Here is a 19122-nt window from a genome sequence, read left to right on the forward strand (position 1 = left end):
CTATTATCCCAGCAAAGTTACATTAAAAAATTTAGAAATTTTACATGAGCTGGGGAGAAATAAACTGGTGCTGATAGGCAGATTTGAACTGCCGACCTCACCCTTACCAAGGGTGCGCTCTACCAACTGAGCTATATCAGCACTGATTTGGAGCGGGCAGCGGGAATCGAACCCGCATCATCAGCTTGGAAGGCTGAGGTAATAGCCATTATACGATGCCCGCAATCCTAATTCTCTGGCCACCTCATAGAGAAAGTGGTGGAGGGGGCAGGATTCGAACCTGCGAAGGCTGAGCCGGCAGATTTACAGTCTGCTCCCGTTGACCGCTTGGGTACCCCTCCAGATTGATGGTGCCGACTGCCGGAATCGAACTGGCGACCTACTGATTACAAGTCAGTTGCTCTACCAACTGAGCTAAGTCGGCACTACATCAAGTGGGTGCGCATTCTAGAGTATTGTTTAACTCTGTGCAAGTGTCTTTTTGAAAATTTTTCAATTTTCTTTTTGACCAATTTTTCAACTAATCAAAAACTTACGTCGATGTTTCCTTTATAAGTTCACGTCGAGCGTAGCGGGCAAGACCCTGCATCACCAAATGAGCGAGGCGCATGTTATCAGCAGATTTTAAGAATGCAAACACTTTTTTGTCTCCACCCCCTAAAATTATATCAAAATCGGTTTGTTTGCTTGATATGTAATCAACCGCGCTCAAATAAACACCATATAGGGCAGCGTGACACCCTGTTGCCACACAATCTTCTGTATCGGTCCCTACTCCAAAGGTGGTCGGAATTTCATCATTCGCGAACACTTTTTTGGTTGAAGCGACCAATGCATTACGCATTACTTGAAAACCAGGCACGATCCAACCGCCTAAATGTTGACCATCTACAACAAAATCGACTGTTATTGCCGTACCTACATCCATAACAAAAAATGCTTTTTTTGATTTTTCTGCAGCGCATACCATGGCAAGCCATCTATCAACGCCCATTTTTTGAACATTCGCGTAACTATTTTTAATGCCGAAGGCTTCTTTCTCTGTGTGCTTTTCAACAAAAACAATATTCCGCTCAGTACACATGGTGGATATTTCATCAACCAGCTCCTGATTTCTTACCGAAGCTATATATAGATGGGAGATTTTTTTCTGAGAATCGATAAAAGAGAAAAGAGAAATGGCATCTTCACATGCATGAGGCTCTTTTTCTGCATGACAAAGTAGCGAATATTTTATTCTGGTGTTGCCAATATCCACTAATATGACGTGGTTTTCTGTAATGTTGTTCATATTTTTGGTTTCAATCGCAAAGTAATGCGTAAAACTAACAGATAAATGCAAGTTAAAAATCACCAAGAAGAACGTTAACGTGCTTTTGTAATAGACATTGCCGAAAATTTCATCGTTCGGCTATAGAATATAACGTTAATTGCCTCTTAGGCTAACTTCGCCTCCATGGAATCGTGTAATACCGTCTTGCGTTTCAACAAGTAACGCACCGCTAGCGTCCACTCCCCTATCAATTCCTGAAAAGCGTTTCTCGCCCATTTGCAAAACAATGCGTTTGTCGGCATATAAATCCAACGCTTCCCAGTACGCAGTAAATGGTCCAAATCCTTGCTGGGTAAATTTAGGTAAATAGGACCACAAAGATTTAATGATTTCAGCCGCTAGTGCATTTCTATCCGGAATAGTACCTAAATAAGAAGCGAGATCGCTATGAGGCTGACCTACATCATATTGATTATCGGGCACACAAACATTTAAACCTATGCCGATAACACTATGCGCCGTTGCACCAATTTGTCCTTCTACCTCAATAAGTACGCCCGCAAGTTTTTTACCTTGCAAATAAATATCATTCGGCCATTTAAGTTCTGCGTCTTCTACGCCAAACTCTTTTAGTGCATCGCAAATGGCCAAGCCGACTAATAAAGAGAGCCCTGCCATGCTTTGATACCCGTCAGGAAAAGACCAGTACATAGAAAACGTTAAGCTTCCGCCCACCGGCGCTAACCATGAACGGCCATGTCGGCCGCGTCCATCAGTTTGAATTTCAGCGAAAATAACGTCGCCGTTTTCAAGATCTTCTCGCTTACTCGCTATACGCTTCTTCATTTCTGTATTGGTGGAAGGCAAAACTGACTCCACATCAATAACCGCTCTTTTCGTATTGCCCAAATGGCGTTTAATGCTGTCGGCGCTTAACAATGGAAACCCTCGTTCTAAACGGTAGCCTTTACCTTTAACTTTAAATACATCTAACCCCCAATCGGCCAGTTGGGAGATATGACCTGCTACAGCTGTGCGCGAGAGACCCACTTGCTGTGCAATAGTTTCACCTGAGTGGAACTGACCGTCGGACAACAAGGCGAGAATGTGTTTTCTTATAGCTTTAGATGCTTGTCTCATAGCGAAATAAGTCCTTTGTTTCCTAATAAGCGTACTTCTGGCTCTAGCTGTATGCCAAACTTATGCTGTACGCTTGCTATGATATCTTTTGCCATGGTTATTACGTCGCTTCCGGTGGCACCACCTAAGTTAGTAAGCACCAATGGCTGTGTAGGGTGGCATCGTACTTTATTTAACGTTTTGCCTTTAAAACCTGCTTGGTCAATAAGCCACGCGGCAGGTATTTTTATTTGTTCGTTTTTAGTTGCTGGCAAATCCGCATTTCCGCTTACCACAAAGTGAGGCACTGAATTATATGCTTGTGCAATCGCTTGATATACTGCTTTTGAAACCACCGGGTTTTTGAAAAAGCTTCCTGCATTGCCCAGCTCACTCGGGTCTGGAAGTTTACTCTTCCTTATTTCTATAACCTTACTATATACCTTTTCTGGCGTTGGCTCAGTAAGTGCTGTCAATTCACCATAGCTGGTTTCGAGTTCGTAGTGCTTGGGTAATCTAAAGTTTACATGAGTGATCAGCACTTTGTTTGCTAGTTCATGCTTGAACACACTGTCTCTGTAACCAAATTGACAGTCTTCATTGCTCAGCAGAACCTGTTCGCCAGTTTCAAGAAGTACACACTCTACCTTGTCGATTAGCGTATTTACTTCTCGGCCGTACGCACCAATATTTTGAATGGGGCATGCGCCTACTGAACCTGGTATCAACGCCAAGTTTTCGAATCCATACCATTTCTCTTTCATACACAACGTGACGAAGTCATGCCAGTTTTCACCTGCACCTGCCCGTAAGTAGTGATGACTTTCAGTATCAAAGTGGCTTATTCCTTTGATCTCATTAACCAGTATCGTGCCGTCAAAGTCGTCGGTAAAGATCGAGTTGCTTCCGCCGCCTAGTATATAAAGGGCTTTGTCAGTATTGTTCTTTTGTGCGTTGTAGACAGAGAGGAATGAAGCAACGTCGGTAAACGGCTGAATAGAATCACACGAAGCTGAAAGGCCAAATGTGCTGTAAGGTTGTAATGAAGGCATAGAATTTTACGTACTACGAACAATTCGCTAATGGTAGGGTAACGACGCGGCAAATAAAAGCGCAAAGAAAGAATAATATTGTTGCCATAATAGCTACGGCCAGCAATAAAGCTGCCCGCACGGGCTCGAATCAGCTAAGTAACGCGGGCGCTTCTAATTAAGCATTCAAAATTACTGCTCTTTCGCCTTATACCCAATACGGAACCCGCCCCAATGTTTACCATTCACATAAATCGGTGCAGATAGGTCGTGCATTACCTCGCCAGTATCACGCTTATAAGTTTGTAGCAAGAAAGCAGACGTATTACTACCACAGCGACTGCCGGTTTTATCGTCAAATATCCGTTTAGTTCTATTATTTGCTAAGTCGGTCTCGTAATTGCCAGTTAGAGGCTGACTAAACTTCTTATTATGGGTAGGAAAGTACCCATTTTTATCAACTGCGCCTGCGTAAATAATGAAACTGTGTGCTTCTAATATTGGCTCTTGGATAGCAGGGAGCACATTATCGGTAAACTTATCAAAAGATGTGGCGTGTTTTGGTGGGTTGGTATTAGGTATAGGGGTATAGTCAAAGTTAAACAGCTGAGATTCTGATATCTCCTTTTCTGAAATCGCTTGCTCGAATCGCTTCCCTATTGCTTTAGCGGTATTTACGGCGATGTCTCTGACTTCACTATTTCTGTCATTTACGTCGAAGCTTTCTAATAGCCTAAAAATATCTTCAGCTTGGCTGCTCAATGAAAGTGCCTTCGTAGAAACATCAGTAAGATCATGCTCTAAATTTTCTGTAGTAGTGTGCAGTTGAAGAATATTCGTACTGATACCTGCGCTATGCTCGGCATTATTTTCTACCATTGCCTGCATGGCCGTCATCGATTCACGGGCTTTTGTTGAGAGCATGCTTGAATGTGATATGGCTTCTGCGCTCTCATGCAATTTGACATTCATGTTATCACTAGAATTAAGTACCGATTCCATCTTCGCCACTGCCGCCTGGCTACTTGTATTCATATCTTGTAGCAGATTTTCTATTCCAGACGTCGCATCTGTTGTTTTCTTTGCTAGTTCTCGCACTTCATCGGCAACCACCGCAAACCCTCGCCCTTGGTCTCCTGCTCTTGCCGCCTCTATAGCTGCGTTAAGCGCTAACATATTCGTTTGGTCGGCCAATTGGTTAATTGTATTCGTGATGGTACTTATACCTTCGGCTTTACTCTTTAGCGTAGTAAGCGCTTCAGATGACGCATTTATATTGTTAACCAACTGCTGCTGTTGACTTAGTACTTCTTTTAGTAACGTACTTCCAAATTGCGTTTTCTCATCTGACTCATTCATAGAAGAGGCCGCATTTTTGGCAAGGTCGTCTAGCTGAGTTGATGAGGTTTCTAGCTGCTGGAGTCTACCGCTCATCTCTGCGATGTTTGCAACCTGCTCGTTGAACGCCTTTGATAACTGTTCTAAAAAGAACGAAATAGACGCGCCACCTATAGCAATGTTGCTCGCGGCATTACTAACCTTCGTCGCATCATCACTACCCGCACTTCGATTTTCATCACCTAGTACAACGGACGCAGTGGTCACAGTGCTTTGGCTTTGATATAGCTTTTCAACAATAAGACCCGCAAAAATGATGGTCAGAGACGTTATGCATGTAGTAATGACTACATTTGACGTCATAAACGACATAACAACATTAACAAGACCAACAAAGACGGCTAATACAAAATACTTCATCAGGCAAATTCAACATTTTATTAACACAATTAGAATGTAGAGCGTTTTAAATCATTTATCTATACGCGGATAGTATTATTGGTGAAGATGTGCGAAAAACGTGAAGCGATTAAAGGCAGAGAACATACTGGCCGCGTAGTTGGCGTGTTTATCAGAAAGGCGGCCAAGTTAGTTTACTAAATAGTTTCGACGCTATTAAGCGTTACAAAAGTGAGCTGCCAGATTTTCAACACATTCAACCTGACAGCTATTCTAAGATTACGCTATTTATTTAGCGCAGCATCAATGATTGCCGACATATTTTCGTAACTCATATTTGAGTGCTTTTCGCCGTTTATGATAAAGCTTGGGGTAGATCGAATGCCATCTTTATCGGCATTGTTGTGATACCAGGCTAGTAGCGTATCGGCATTCTCGTTATTACTTAAACAAGATTGAAACTTTGCTTCAGTTTGACCTAGCTCTACAGCGATATCTTGAAAACGTGACAGGAGCTCGGCTTCATCTTTTGATTTCATCCATTCGCGCTGCTTTTCAAACAGCTTGTCTGAGTAGTTGTAGTAAAACTCAGTGTCTACATCGCATCTTGCAATAAGCGACCCGGCTAGCCCGAACTTATCAAAGTAAACTTCACGGAACGTGAACTTTACTTTGCCTGTATCAATATAGTTTTCTTTAATCTTATCAAATACTAAATTGTGAAATGTTGCGCAATGTCCGCAGGTAAATGACGCATACTCAACAATGCTCACTGGCGCATTTGCATCACCTAACACCATATCTGTGGTAATTTCTTGAGTGGCTTTAGCTGTTATTTCGTCGTCGGCAGCAGCTACACCACCCGCGCACATAAGTGCTAGCGACGAAAGCGCCACTGAAAATGCGGTAGCGAAAGATAGTTTTTTTAATGAAATGGAATACGACACTATTTTTCCTTAGAAAGGTTAGTGGTTAATAGCAGCACCTAAGTTTCGTTCTTGTGGCTACTAGTTGACGGTGTAATGACTGTCCGAACCTTTATTCAAATAAAAGTTCAGTTCCAACCATAGATAAATAAGCAATCGGGCTCTCTCTAAAAGAGCGACTTAAACTCGTTTGTTATTTCAAACAAAGTGTTAGGCGTCATCATCGGTATTCTCATCTTTCCCGACGGCTCTTTAATTTGAGTATCAATACACTCTTTTAAATAACTAGAAAGCACAGGATTTAACTCACCATTAATCATTACGTCACCTTTCTTGGGGAAACGCTCGAAGCTAACGAACCATTTATTCCAGGTTTCATCCTCTACGCGCTGATGCAAGCCTTCTTTGTCACTTTTCCATTTCATATTACGAGTTCTTTCCAGTCTCTTTAACCCATAATTTAAATCGAAATAGCGTAAATGGAACATAAAGATATCATCGAAAACGATTTCATGATTTGAACCGTGAAAACCCGATGTCCACTCTATAGGCTTACTAATGATACAAGGCTTACACATAGGCGTTATAAAACGAGCAAATGAACGCTGGTTTAAAATTTTAGAGCCAAAGTTGATTTCGTTTTCCAAGCTAGGAAGTTGAGTTACGTTAAGGCCAATTGAAGTAACGGAGCTTCTATTGCCTTTCCATTTATTGGTGTAATCAACAAGACCGCTATATTTCAAAGGGTTCGCAACGATAAATTCATCAACGTCAACATGAATGACATGAGAAAAATAGTGAAGTAGTGAACTACAAAACTCGCTCAAGAACTTTGTTCGTAAGCTATTGTCTTTGAACTCTCTAGGCACCCTAATTACGTTAACTACATTCTTAAACTCATCAATTGAGCCATCATCAGTACCATTGTCTACAATGAAGCAGTTTTCTAATCCAACCTGTTTTCCGTAATAATCTATCCACAATGGGATAAATTCAGGCTCGTTATATACCATTGTTACAGCAGCTATCATTCTAAGATCCTTGCTTTATTAGTTTTCTTGATTCGAGCGAAAAATTGGCAAAGTGCTCTAATTAAATTTCCATACGAAATAAAAAGTCGACCTTTCGTAAAAAAGCATCGCATTAACTTGTGTTTGAACATAAGTGATCAAAAACGTTAGAACAGCATAAGATATTCAGTGTTTTGATATTTCTAGTTTAAAAGGCGCTGAAAAGTTACGTTGCATAAATAGGGAATTATACGTTCAATAGCATGCATAGTAGTACCGTCTGTTTGCGCTAGTTCATCCGGAAAATCGTCTATTGACCAAGGATAATCAAGCAACACTCTTAGAGAAACTGGTCTATACCAAAACATTGAGCCCGCAGGAAATGCTTTGACTTTGTCACTAGTGTTTATATTTAGGTTCAGCTTTTTTGACAGAACGTCAACTTGTTCTCTATTTTGCCCCCAATTTACATGAGGATAAATATGAGGGTGATATTCGGCCATCACAACGCCTACGTTCTCATCCTCATGAAACCTTGTTATGATTTCGGAAATTCTCTCCTTATCACCTAATAGGCTCCAAAGTAACTGCAATCGCCACCCTGATAACGCTTCATCATGTGGGGTTGATTTTGTATGAAGCTTTAATACCATATCACAGTCTCTAAGTAGCTTAGCGCCGACCATCAACCAAGGCGCAATATCCCGTCCTTTGTTATCTACTCCTATTACCTGAGTAAAAGGTTGAGTTTGTAATAATGCCTTTACCTCTTTTTCTTTATCATATGGACAAGTAATAACCGTTTTAATATTAACAGGCATATAACGAAGAAAATCGTATATTTCTGCCAATAAGTGAGGGTAGAAAACATGTATGTGCACACCAACAGTAAGGTTTAAGCTTTGGGCTTTTAGCGGGAGCACGTAAGGCTCTTTCGCATTGCCTAAACATAAACCCTCAGACGTGCCAAACTCGGTTTCAATAACGGTTTCTGACCAATACTGTTGAGCATGTAAGGACAGATAATCAACTAGATTCTTTTGAGCAGACTTTGACAAACACGATAGTCCATTTTGAAGCCACGTTCGGTTGTTGCGCATTACAAACGCCGATTTAACAATAAATCTATCTAAATATTCACCATATTGGCTGTCTTGAGTCATGGCTTCGACTACTTCATTGTAGTCATTAATAACGCTCATCACCTTATATTCGTTAGCGCTGTGCGTCGTCTGATTGGCGCCGACCTTTTCATCTGTGTACAGCATTGAAAATTTCTGTACAGCGTGTTGCACCGCAGGCTTTTCACTATCCAACGATGTGGCATTTTCTAACAACGTTTTAGCGTCTTCGACATCATTTAGTTCCATGGCAACAACTGCCAGCTTTGCATAGAAAGTTGCATTTTTAGGCATGCGTTCTATTGCTTTTTTATATGCACGCTTCGCTTGCTCTAAGTGGCCCAAGTTTTTATAAATATCACCCAAATACATCCAGCGCCATGATGCAGGTTTTAAGTCTAGAGACCGCCGAATTGCGAGCTCCGCAATCGCTAATTCATTGCGTTTTAAGGCAGCAAAAAATATCTTTTCATACTGTTCATCATTAAGGTCGAAAGTGTTAAAAAACGCTTCCCACTCAAACTTTATATGCCCTTGAACAGTTGAATTAACCAGCTTCAACGCTTCATCGAACTCAAACTTGCTCAAATCAATTGTTCTTATTATTTCAAGACTTGAGTCTTCGTCGTCATTACTCTCGATGAGTGGAATTACACGTGGCACTGGATAAAATGTTACGGTTTCTTTTTCAAGGTGAGCAAACTCAGCGTTAAGTTTTTCGTTATATTTGTCGCATTCATCTACTGTTTCTTGAGATAGCATATCTAATAACGAGCTTGGAATTTTAGAGTGGAGAAGCTTTCCATTGACCGTCTTTTCTGCATCGAGCAAAGTAGGTGGCAATCCCATTTTAACAACCGACGCAGTCAATGCTTCGCTTCTAGATACCAATGCAGAAAGGGGAAAAACGAGAGTACTTTCTGGCGCTTCAGCCTTCCATTCAAGCATCGCTTTCGCCGAAGCCAGCCACATCTTTGCGGCAAGCTCGGGGTCTAACCAAAAACGATAATCAGTGGGCCGTGAATGCATACTACTTGGGGTTTGTAATAACTCCCTACTATGGCGCTTTAGTAATGAAGAAACAGAATATTGCCAACTCCTAAACACGAAAAGCGATGTTATTGAAACGTCAGTCATAGTTAGCCATTGCTGTTTGAAAAACAGTGCCCTAGGATCTTTAGCCCCCACAATTGGGGCGTCAGATATACACCTGCGTTTCACATAGTTTTGCAGTTTTTCTTGCAAAAACTGAGGGCTACTTAAACTTGTAGCTTTACATTCTTGCCAATTAGTTCCATTCGCCGCAAGCATTGAATCGTGAACTTCAACAAGCGGAATATCTTCGTAATGCCCCTCTTTATTTGCAAAGCTTGCCCCCATCAGGGAGGCTCCCATATTTACTCCGTTCGCTTGAAGCGTTTTTGCCACCAAAGACGTACCGCTTCGGTGAAAGCCAGAAACAAGAATAAAGGTCGAAGGTCCGTTTGTAAGCATAGGTAGGCAACATTATTATTAAAGAAGCAATAGGCGCTGTAGTCAGCGCCTTTTCGAACTCAGCTTTCAGCTAACAGTGAAATACTCTCGCTAACGGGTAATCCGTTATTTGCTAGAAAGCCTTTGTAGTTTGTCGCATTTTGACCTCTCACACTGTCGTAAGTGTCTGCATCTTCCTGCGTCCAACGACAGAAATTAACCAGCTCATCAGCACTCAAGTGCTCAACATCTTTATACTTAACCGTAGGAATACCCGTTGTTACTGAGAGTTCCTCGGTTCTTGAGTCTATGCTTATAACTTTACCTGGAACACCGGCCTGAATTGGCAACGCAACACCGTGGTAGCGTGGGCCCATGGCTAGTGTGAAGTGTTTAGAATAGTGCATCCAGTTCTGCGCGTCGGCAAACAGCACTGAATAGCTTTCGAACCACGCTTTAATATGTTCCCAGTCACCAATACGTGAATATACCGATTCAAACCTTTTTACTTGGTCTGCGCTAATGTCATCTGCTTCACCTAACGCCAGTTGTATTAGCGCTTTAGGGTGCTGAAGAATATAGTCACCGTGATATTTTTCTACTATTTCCGTCAGTGTATTTTCTAACGTAGCAGACGGGTGCCAAGGGTTACCTGCGGCGGTCATTATTCTTTCGTATTTAGCACGCTGTTGATGTGCCAAACAAGCTTGGCCCAAATTTAGCGCCGTAGAAATAAATTGTGACGGGCAACCAAAGGGCGAGGATGAAACGCCATAATGTTCTACCACCTCAGAAGAAAACGTACCGCGTGTAATAATGTTGTTTTCATTGGCATTTGCGCGCAACGATTTGGTTAAGGTCAGAAAATCTTTGCTTCCCTGAGGAATGTCAGGAATATTGCCAATTTCATTGCTTTGCGCGCCTAATCCAATAAAAACCGTTGGCAAATCGAAGTGTTTAAGCCTATCTGCCCAGCCTGACAAGTCGACGTGTGCGCCAATTTGGTTGGCACAACAAATAACCAACATATCGTAGTACTGATTCACGGCTTTAGGATTGTCTCCCCAATACACTACGCCAAACTCATGACCAAGAATATTTGTAATACCTTGAACAAACGCAATATTTCCGGTATTTCCGCCGGTTGCTTGCATCCAATCGTCTGTATTCGCTGTTGCCATGCGTTTCGCAACAAATTCTTCAATTTTTATTAGGTTGGTAATTACACCAATTTTCATTGTTCTTCCTATTTAGTGCTTGTGCGTATAGTTAACTGCACAAGGCTTCAATAAACTGTAAATGCTGTTCTACGGCGGGCTGCTGGTTTGACAGTTTTTCATGCCAATACTGAAACACGTCTGGGTCAACGGCTTTCACTATCGCAGAAGCAAGTGAAGCGGCACTGCGCGCTTCAAACGTAATACCAGCAATACCGTCTATTTTTTCTTTCATGCCACCAATGTTAGAGCCAATTAACGGCCTTCCTATATGAATGGCCTCCTGGATAACCACAGGTGAGTTCTCCCACCATATTGACGGTATAATGACCCAGTCACATTCAGCCATCCTGCTACTTAACTGTTCAGATTCGTAAGGCCCGCGTAAATCTACGCAGTCTTCAACCTCATTAAGTAGCAACTCTACTTTTTCTTTGAAGTCGTTGGTTTGCATATCGAAGTTCGCGCCGTGCACATCTAAGTGAACTTTTGAACGAAGTTCATGAGGCAATAGCGTAAGCGCCTTTAATAAAATATCCAGACCTTTGTAGGGGTTTACCTGCCCAAAAAACGCCAGCTTTGTACGTTTTTCACCGTCTGCTAGCGCTCGTGGTGCCACCGGCGTTAGCGTAGGCAACACATTTTCAATAACGTGTACCTTTTCTTGGGGCAAACCCCAAGCAACATAACGGTCAGCTAAAAACTGGCTGGGCGAAACAAAATCGTCAACGAATGAAAACTGATCTTGAACGTAGTGCTTTCTTAAAAAGAAATCGCCCGGCGAGTGACTTGGAAAACACTTATGGCAGTCGGCTTCTACGGCTTTCGAGCACAGCTTTAACGTTTCGCGTTTTACCATTTGGCCATTGTGCATACACATGGCCATGAACTCGTGAATAGTAAACACTATTTTAGCATTAGGTAGCGCGCGTCTTACTGCAGGAAAAAGCTCAATACCAATGTGCGCATAATGATGAATATGAACTACATCAGGTGCAAACTCTTTTAATAGCTCAGCTAAGTCGCTAAAAAGTGGTTTTAGATGGCTGGTGCTTAAATTAAACCAGTCTGACATTCCCGTATGCAGGAGCACCTCTTCGCCTCTACTTGAAAAGGTAGAGCCGCCATGAGAAGCGCCATCCGTTCGCGCTATATACAAACAGTCATAGCCGTTTTTCAGTAGTAACTGGTACAAGTTCCACGACGCCACTTCGGCACCGCCTTTACTAAGCTCTGGATGACCGTGTGAAATAAAAACGATTTTTTTCATATTATTAAACTTTCTCTGTCATAGCGCGTAATTGGTCTTTCCAGCGGTTGTTGTATGTCATTGCATTTAGCACGGTAACATTGTGCTTCCACCTTCCTGGTTGAACCAAATTTTGTGACTGCCGTTCAAGATGATAAAGCTCTATATCGTGGCGAATTACGTTCTTTTTACCCAGTGCTTCAACCTTCAAACATAAATCGGAATCTTCAAAGTCACCAAGCACATAAACAGGGTCGAAGCCACCTACCGCAACAAAGTCTTCTTTTCTTAGCATCCAACAGGCTGCAGTGAGCAGCTGGCATTCGGTTTCATGTTGGTTTGTATACGCAATGTGCTTAGGCCAACCTTTTTTAGGATGGTCATTAAACCACAAGCCAGGGTGTTCTTTAACGCGCATAGGCGCCATACCGTCATGCTGAATAGTATCGTCTTCAAATAGCAAACGTGCGCCAACAATACCGGCTGTTGGCTTACTTAAGCTTTCTTGCAAGCTTTCAATCCAGCCTTTATTTTTTGGCAATATGTCGGAATTAAGCAAAAGTAAGGTATCGGCAGATGCATGCTCAACACCTATGTTATTGGCTCTGCCAAACCCAACATTTCTACTTAACACAATCAGCTTAAACGGAAATGCCGTAATCGTTTCCAATTCGCTGGCTAATTTTCTGGCCTCGTCAGCCAGTTTCGGATCATCTAGTACGTAAATAACCTCCACAGTGTTTTTATCAACATTGCGCCCAAAATTGGAAAGTTGATAGCGCATAAAGTCTATGCGGCCATATAAAGGAATAATTACCGACACCGAGGGTGAAAACGAAGGCTCGCCATACGTGTGTTCAGAAATATCTACACTGACATTGGCGGGGTATATACCGTGCAGTATGGGTAAGAATATGTCGCCTTGTTGCAATTGTGATGGGCTGGCACTTTGCCAGTTATTCAACAAGCGCTGAACGCTTGTCATAGGGTCGGCTTTACCGTCGAATACGTGCTGAGCCACCAACACTTCACTTTTTCCTTCAAGCGTGAGTTGCAGCTTAACGTCTTTTGCACTAGGCGGCGAAGTAAATTCGGGGGCTGAAAACACAAGTACAAAACCAGCATTAGCGGTAACACTTGGTTCATTAGAAAACGCATTATTAACGTCGCTGCGGGTATAACGAAAAGAAGAATGTTCCGTATACGTTGTTTTATTGGTGTTTAGTGTAAACTCTCTAGTGGCCCCACCATCAAGAACCCACCCTATTAAACACAAATGCCCATCCACCGCGATAACATATTCCAGACTAAACCTTGATTTGGTAGAAATTTTCTCGCTTTCTACGGGTACAACGTCGCCCATTAGGGTTAAGCGCGAGGTAAGCGAGTTACCATCTTCGCGCTGCACGCTAAGCATTAGCTCGTCAATAGCACACGCGGTAGTCACCGTTATTTGAAAACCCTTTGCGCTTTGCCCGGTTGCAGCAGCCACATCATCGCGTTCAATGTCGATGATATCACTTGCCAACGGTTTGCTGTTAGCGTCTAACACACTTATGCGCTTTATTTGGTTAGTAAAATACCAACCTACAATGCAAAAGCCGTCAACGGTTTGGGCCACACTGTCTATTCTAAATGGTTGTGGTGCACTTTTGCCTAATAGCTTTCTTGCAATGCTTTTAATTTTATTCACAACGTTCCTTTTTCACCCGCCTGTTTTGAGCGCCAACAATATAGCATAACTGAGCGTAAGCCGTCATTAATGGGTACAAATGCCAAGTTTAAAACAGTAGGTATAGGTTGAGGTTTAGTGAAAGATTAATTCAGTGATTCACTTTTGCTATGATGCAATTTGACACACCGTCCAAGTGGGATAAAGAGGTAAAGAGGTAAAGAGGTAAAGAGGTAAAGAGGTAAAGAGGTAAAGAGGTAAAGAGGTAAAAAATAAAAACAAAAAAGGTGGCCTAAGCCACCTTTTTCAATACAGCTTTAAACAAATAACTATTAGTTACCGTTGTTGCCGTCAACACCAGTGTCGTTACCTTGAGTGGTAGATGTCATGTTGAACAATGAACCACCAGCTGTACGGATTAGGCCTTGACCTTCACACGTATCGAACGCACCTTTAAGTACTAGGCGAGCGCGACCTTTATAGTCTGCACCGTCAACGTCGAACGCAGTTTCGATGTCGATAATTTCTTCGCCAGCACCAGTTGTACGGTTAGCACCTTCAGTAGAGAAGATTTGAGTTGCGTGAACTGCAACATCTTCAGGCTGAATAGTTACGTCTTGACCAAGTACTTCACCGTCTTGCGCGTAAAGTGTACCACGGATGTAACCTTCGTTTACGTTTGAAGTGTTAGTTAGGCGGATATAAGCTGTGTCAGCGTTACCAGAAGCTGGAACGTTGAAGAAGCTTGCAATACAGCCGTTACGTAGTAATGGACCGAATGAACCGTCAGTTACTTCAACGTTATCATAACGTTGGTTGAAGAAATCAACGTTCCAAGTAGCGTCGATAGCGCCAACTTCTGGAATTACTTCTTCATCATCGATAGCGTAACATACGTTGTATGCGCTAGTAAGCTGAGTAGTGTTACCAGTGATACCAACAGTTACAGATGTAGTTTCTTCATCGCTGATTATATTTGCATTACCAAATGCAGTAGAACAGTCAGCAGCAGTACTTAGGTAAATTGAAGAACCAACTTGCAGAGCACCTGAATCAAGGTTAAACGTAACTGAGTGAGAGTCACCACCTTGGAAATCGAAGTCATCGCCATTTTCTTTCTTGATTAGCTCGCCATTAGGCGCTGCAGGGAAAGCAGTTGCGCTGATAACTTCGCGGTTAAGTTGAACTGTACCTAGATTAACAACAGTAACGTCACCATCCAATTCGAAATCAGGACGGCCATCTTCGCCAGTAGTGATGTCGCTATCAGTATCAGTGAAAGTAGTTTCACCTGTACCAACGTTAATACGGAAGTTGTTAGTTAGGTTAAGCGTTGGAGTAACTGTAACATCAACTGGCGCTTGTGAACCAAACACAGTCAGTGGTAGGTCAGTTGCAGTTGTTGCAACTTCATCCAAATCGTCTGCACCAACAGTAGCTTCAACATATTCCACACCCATTTGTACGCGCTTAGCTGCGCTGTCTGGGTTTAATGCACTTGTTAGGTTCTTAACAGCATAACCACCAAACATGATAGTGCTTAGGTTAAGAGCAGAACCGTCACCATTTGCGTCAGCATTCTCGATAGTGAAAGTGATAGTGTTATCACCAACTGCACCACCTTGTTCAACTTCGATTGTCACACCAGCAGTTGAATCATCAGTTGCAGAAATGAACGGAGTCGCAAGAGCCGTAGTTGAAAGGTCTTCACCAAAAACAGCACCACCACCAAGCGTGAACTTGATTGTCGAAGTTCCACCGTCAACGATGTTATCACCAGCACCACCTGCAGGAGCCACTGTTGCAACTGCCAGGTCGAAATCAACATATGGCGCTGTAATTAGTGTCTCTTCTGAACCAACACCTGGGTTACCGTTACCAAAAATAACGTCTGCCAATACAACAGTGTTAGCAACACCAGTAGCTGGAGCAGCAGAAGCAAATTCCAAGTCAGCAGCAACAACAGAACCTGTCGCAGATGCTGTTAAAGCTACCGCTAGTGCTGTTTTTTTAAATAGTTTCATTCTATAAGTCCTTAAATATAATTATATAGCTTAAGCCGTCTCGGTCTTCTCTCTCGCTTAGCGCATTGAGAAAAAAGCCTTAACTAGTTACTAAACGCATCAGTTTAGCTAGGGCACCCGTAAACCTGATGCGCCTTTCACCTCGTAAGAGTGTATTCTGAACTGCTCAGAAGTCAACCCTTAAAGTTGAGTGTTGTATATTTGGTGACGGTTTAAGACTTTTTTCTTAGAATCCATCAATACAACGCCCAATAATTTATCAGCCAACCCACCTATTTGCAACTGTTGAAACTATGCATACAAGTAAATAGGCTATTTAAATTAACATGCCGAATTACAATAAGATACAGCATGGGTTGGTCTATGCTCATTCATGCGTATAATTAAACATAATTTTGTTACAAATTGATGAAGCAGTCCGTTCTTATTTTCGCGTTTTAGCTTCTTTTTTTTACTATCAGCGTAGCCTTTAACGTTTTGCTGTTCAGCCCTTATTCTTTCCGCTTTTTTAGTCGCTTACGAAATAGGTTTACGCGAGCCATGCTTTGCGCGCCTGCTTCATACAAAAAACGCTTAACGCTAAACCCTGGGTACGCATTCAGCCGTTTCACAATAAACAGGGCACTGGTGTTCGAATTATGTTGCTTTGCTTCTTTGTATAACTTTGCTGCCAAAGCAACGTTATTGCGGTACAAAGCATGTAGTACGTTTTCGAAATCTTCACTCTGGCGTTGTTCACTGCAACTCATTGGCGGCTCATAGGCATTAACTAGCTGTAGTAAACGCGTTTTACTAGGGGAATATTCATCGTACTGCCGCGCATTTACGGCTGTTATCAATGCTTGCTGACTGTCGCTGTGTTGTTTTTTACTTATGAAAGAGAATGCGGGCTGATCTTCGCTATACCGCTGCAAAAATTTATCAAGGTCGCGGCGCAGTGTTTTCGTTGCGAACTCATTACATGCCATCATTAGCTTAACAGCACCTGGGCTATACTGCGTGTTAAGCTTTCTAACTTCACTCGGCACGTCGATATTGCTGTTTATAGTGCATGCAAAGTCACTCAGTAGCGACCCGCCTTCATATAAACTGTCATCAAAATAACGAAAGTTCACTGGTGTGTGAAAGGCTTTTGCCAACGCTTCCGCTAAGTTTAACGTATCAAAATCTAAGGTACTGCTAATGCGAAATGGCTTGGTGCGGTCGTGCCGCTTTACTTGTTGATGGAACCCCGACTCTGCAATAGCAAGAGGATGGCGAATATAGAAAATATACTGCGCGTTAGGCAGCAAGCTAAAAAACCACAGTAAATAATAATAAAAGTGTTCTGATGACAGCAACAAAACTTGGCTCTCACTGCTATTAAATTGCGTTATTAGTGCCCGCAGCTTATCAATATCAAAGTAATAGATATTTCGCTGAGGCACGTGAGAGATAACGTGCTCGAAGTTACCAGAACTGACACCATTCGCATCGGAACCGTGTTCCGGATAATAAATGCCTTCTTTGGTTAACGCCTTAGCGTGTGTATGTAACCAGGCTTGAATAGCAGATGTGCCGGTTTTTGGCGGCCCTAAGTGAATGAATACTTGTTTACCTTTTGCAATAGGCATTGCATGTTTCTTTTGGTACTCATTCCATCGCTCGGTAAAAAGTGCAGTAGCGCGTTCGTAAATGACATAGTCTTTCGCATACAGCGTCTTGATGGCATCTAGGTCGGCTTGTTTTATGGGCAATCGGGGCGATTGAAAAAACATATGATTATGCGGTAAGCGGTATAAGTCAGTGCCTAACCAATCGGCACCAAGCAAAATGCTGTGGTAGAACTTTTCGTTTAATCCTAGAAAACCGAGGGCTGAAAGAGGCACATTAGCAAACAGCCTGTGATACAGATTTATTCTGTTTGGCTCACTATAAAACGCACTAAACGACTGCACACTGTTTTCACCACGCTTTTTTGCAATTTTGTACGCTTTTATTAGTCGTTGAGCGGGTTCTTCTAGCATTAAGCCGATATTTGACTGGTCGTTCGGTGCCTGTTGTTGAATAAATGCAGTATGTGGCATTAAGGCTAAATCAATGTCGCACCGATTATAATGCGTTAATAAATGATGCAATTTACCTGCATCAGAGTTTGGAACATTTATTAACTTTCTTTGAGCTGACGTTACCACTTAAATCTCACTAACAAACACAAAAAAGAGCGACGTGCAGTCGACAAGGCTGGCGATTATACAGAGGTGTAAGTGATTTGTGAAAGCATTGGATCTATAACGCCTTCTTATGTTCTTATAAAGGCCAAAATTAACGTGATATATTGAAAGTTGTACATGGAAAGAACTATCGTTTTGTTTGCATCTGGCACCTCTGGCACTGGCTCTATGCGGAGACTTCATTGCAAACTACTAAACAAACCTAAAGAAGATACTCGATTCGTAGAACAATTCATTTTAGATGGTGAGCCCCAGAAAATACCTACGGCGACTATTCCTTGCGATGGCGGGATGTACCTTTTTAATCTTCCGCCTCAATTTAATAGAGCTCAACCCATTATCCACCATAAGTTCATAATTAACTTCCGTGACCCAAGGGATAGACTGTGCAACCAATATCATTGGGAGTTTGTGCATCCCAAACCACATTTATCACAAGCACAATTGAATGCGCATAAAGACAAAGTTCGTAATGAAGGCATTGATGCTTGGGTACTAAGGAATGTTGACACTGGCTATTACGATAACTTTTGGTGGCTGTTATCTCAGCCCAATATTGACTTCTGCGTTCAGTCTTATGCCCGGCTCTGTCTAGACTTTGACAGCTATGTTACACGCAGCTGTGAATATTTAAATATTCCCTATACGGAAAAAGTGAGAGCGTTACTTAGTGATGAAGCGCCTAACCAATTAACAAAAAACAGTAAATGGATTGGCAATATTTGGCAAGGCTCTGACAATTCGCCAGGCAGGTTTAAACATGAACTAAAACCAGAAACCATTGCTGAACTCAATCAAGCCTTTGAAAACGTACTGGCAAATATGAAGAAGTACGATACCGATTTTGCTTATACCTACGAGTAAACAGCCATATTAATAATGGGGTCAGAGTACATTTAACTGATTTAACGACGCTGGGAATTAAAGGTATTCTAGTCCGGCACTGCTACGTTGAGTGATAAAGTACTCTGCCCCCAAATTTGATCGGTACGGATTAATGTACTCTGACCCCATTTTTTTTCTTCCAAACGCAAAAAACCCGCCGTTAGGCGGGTTT

General features: G+C 42.2%; 13 protein-coding genes and 4 tRNA genes. 1 reads left to right on the plus strand and 16 read right to left on the minus strand.

All coding sequences use genetic code 11. The features are described from left to right. Positions 1-65: 65 nt before the first annotated feature. The 16 genes from V7R42_RS19665 to V7R42_RS19740 form a co-directional block, all read right to left on the minus strand. Positions 66-141 (minus strand) — tRNA-Thr (locus V7R42_RS19665). Positions 142-148: 7 nt separating this feature from the next. Beyond that, positions 149-223, minus strand: a tRNA-Gly gene (locus V7R42_RS19670). A gap of 33 nt (positions 224-256) precedes the next feature. Next, positions 257-341: transfer RNA gene (locus tag V7R42_RS19675), tRNA-Tyr, on the minus strand. Between the two features lie 7 nt (positions 342-348). Continuing rightward, positions 349-424 (minus strand) — tRNA-Thr (locus tag V7R42_RS19680). Between the two features lie 108 nt (positions 425-532). Next, the gene (locus V7R42_RS19685) at positions 533-1291 is read right to left on the minus strand and encodes a type III pantothenate kinase (protein ID WP_334022378.1); all 759 of its coding nucleotides are present in this window, start codon (positions 1289-1291) and stop codon (positions 533-535) included. 135 nt (positions 1292-1426) lie between these two features. Beyond that, on the minus strand, positions 1427-2413 hold the full coding sequence (birA, locus tag V7R42_RS19690) for a bifunctional biotin--[acetyl-CoA-carboxylase] ligase/biotin operon repressor BirA (RefSeq protein WP_334022366.1): 987 nt from the start codon (positions 2411-2413) through the stop codon (positions 1427-1429). Next, positions 2410-3444 carry a UDP-N-acetylmuramate dehydrogenase gene (murB, locus tag V7R42_RS19695; protein WP_334022367.1) on the minus strand — a complete coding sequence of 345 codons (1035 nt, stop codon included), beginning with the start codon at positions 3442-3444 and terminating at the stop codon, positions 2410-2412. The genes birA and murB overlap by 4 nt, the downstream gene beginning before the upstream one ends. Before the next feature lie 171 nt (positions 3445-3615). Beyond that, positions 3616-5181 carry a methyl-accepting chemotaxis protein gene (locus V7R42_RS19700; protein WP_334022368.1) on the minus strand — a complete coding sequence of 522 codons (1566 nt, stop codon included), beginning with the start codon at positions 5179-5181 and terminating at the stop codon, positions 3616-3618. A 263-nt stretch (positions 5182-5444) separates the two neighbouring features. Then, entirely contained in the window at positions 5445-6107 is a 663-nt protein-coding gene (locus V7R42_RS19705; RefSeq protein ID WP_334022369.1) for a DsbA family protein, read from the minus strand. A gap of 146 nt (positions 6108-6253) precedes the next feature. Then, complete coding sequence (locus tag V7R42_RS19710; RefSeq protein ID WP_334022370.1) at positions 6254-7117, minus strand: glycosyltransferase family 2 protein; 864 nt, start codon at positions 7115-7117, stop codon at positions 6254-6256. 182 nt (positions 7118-7299) lie between these two features. Beyond that, entirely contained in the window at positions 7300-9711 is a 2412-nt protein-coding gene (locus tag V7R42_RS19715) for a rhamnan synthesis F family protein (RefSeq protein ID WP_334022371.1), read from the minus strand. A 59-nt stretch (positions 9712-9770) separates the two neighbouring features. Continuing rightward, the gene (locus V7R42_RS19720) at positions 9771-10928 is read right to left on the minus strand and encodes a hypothetical protein (RefSeq protein ID WP_334022372.1); all 1158 of its coding nucleotides are present in this window, start codon (positions 10926-10928) and stop codon (positions 9771-9773) included. A 31-nt stretch (positions 10929-10959) separates the two neighbouring features. Continuing rightward, positions 10960-12177, minus strand: coding sequence for a glycosyltransferase (locus tag V7R42_RS19725; protein WP_334022373.1), 1218 nt, complete (start codon positions 12175-12177; stop codon positions 10960-10962). A 4-nt stretch (positions 12178-12181) separates the two neighbouring features. Next, the gene (locus V7R42_RS19730; protein WP_334022374.1) at positions 12182-13849 is read right to left on the minus strand and encodes a glycosyltransferase family 2 protein; all 1668 of its coding nucleotides are present in this window, start codon (positions 13847-13849) and stop codon (positions 12182-12184) included. Positions 13850-14160: 311 nt separating this feature from the next. Further along, entirely contained in the window at positions 14161-15852 is a 1692-nt protein-coding gene (locus V7R42_RS19735) for a hypothetical protein (RefSeq protein WP_334022375.1), read from the minus strand. A 491-nt stretch (positions 15853-16343) separates the two neighbouring features. After that, positions 16344-18026: a hypothetical protein gene (locus V7R42_RS19740; protein WP_334022376.1), complete on the minus strand. Its 1683-nt coding sequence runs from the start codon at positions 18024-18026 to the stop codon at positions 16344-16346. A gap of 156 nt (positions 18027-18182) precedes the next feature. On the opposite strand from V7R42_RS19740, the gene V7R42_RS19745 reads away from it, so the two are divergent. Further along, positions 18183-18929, plus strand: coding sequence for a hypothetical protein (locus V7R42_RS19745; protein ID WP_334022377.1), 747 nt, complete (start codon positions 18183-18185; stop codon positions 18927-18929). Positions 18930-19122 lie beyond the last annotated feature (193 nt).

This window comes from Alteromonas sp. S015, from assembly GCF_036864485.1.
GTDB lineage: Bacteria > Pseudomonadota > Gammaproteobacteria > Enterobacterales > Alteromonadaceae > Alteromonas.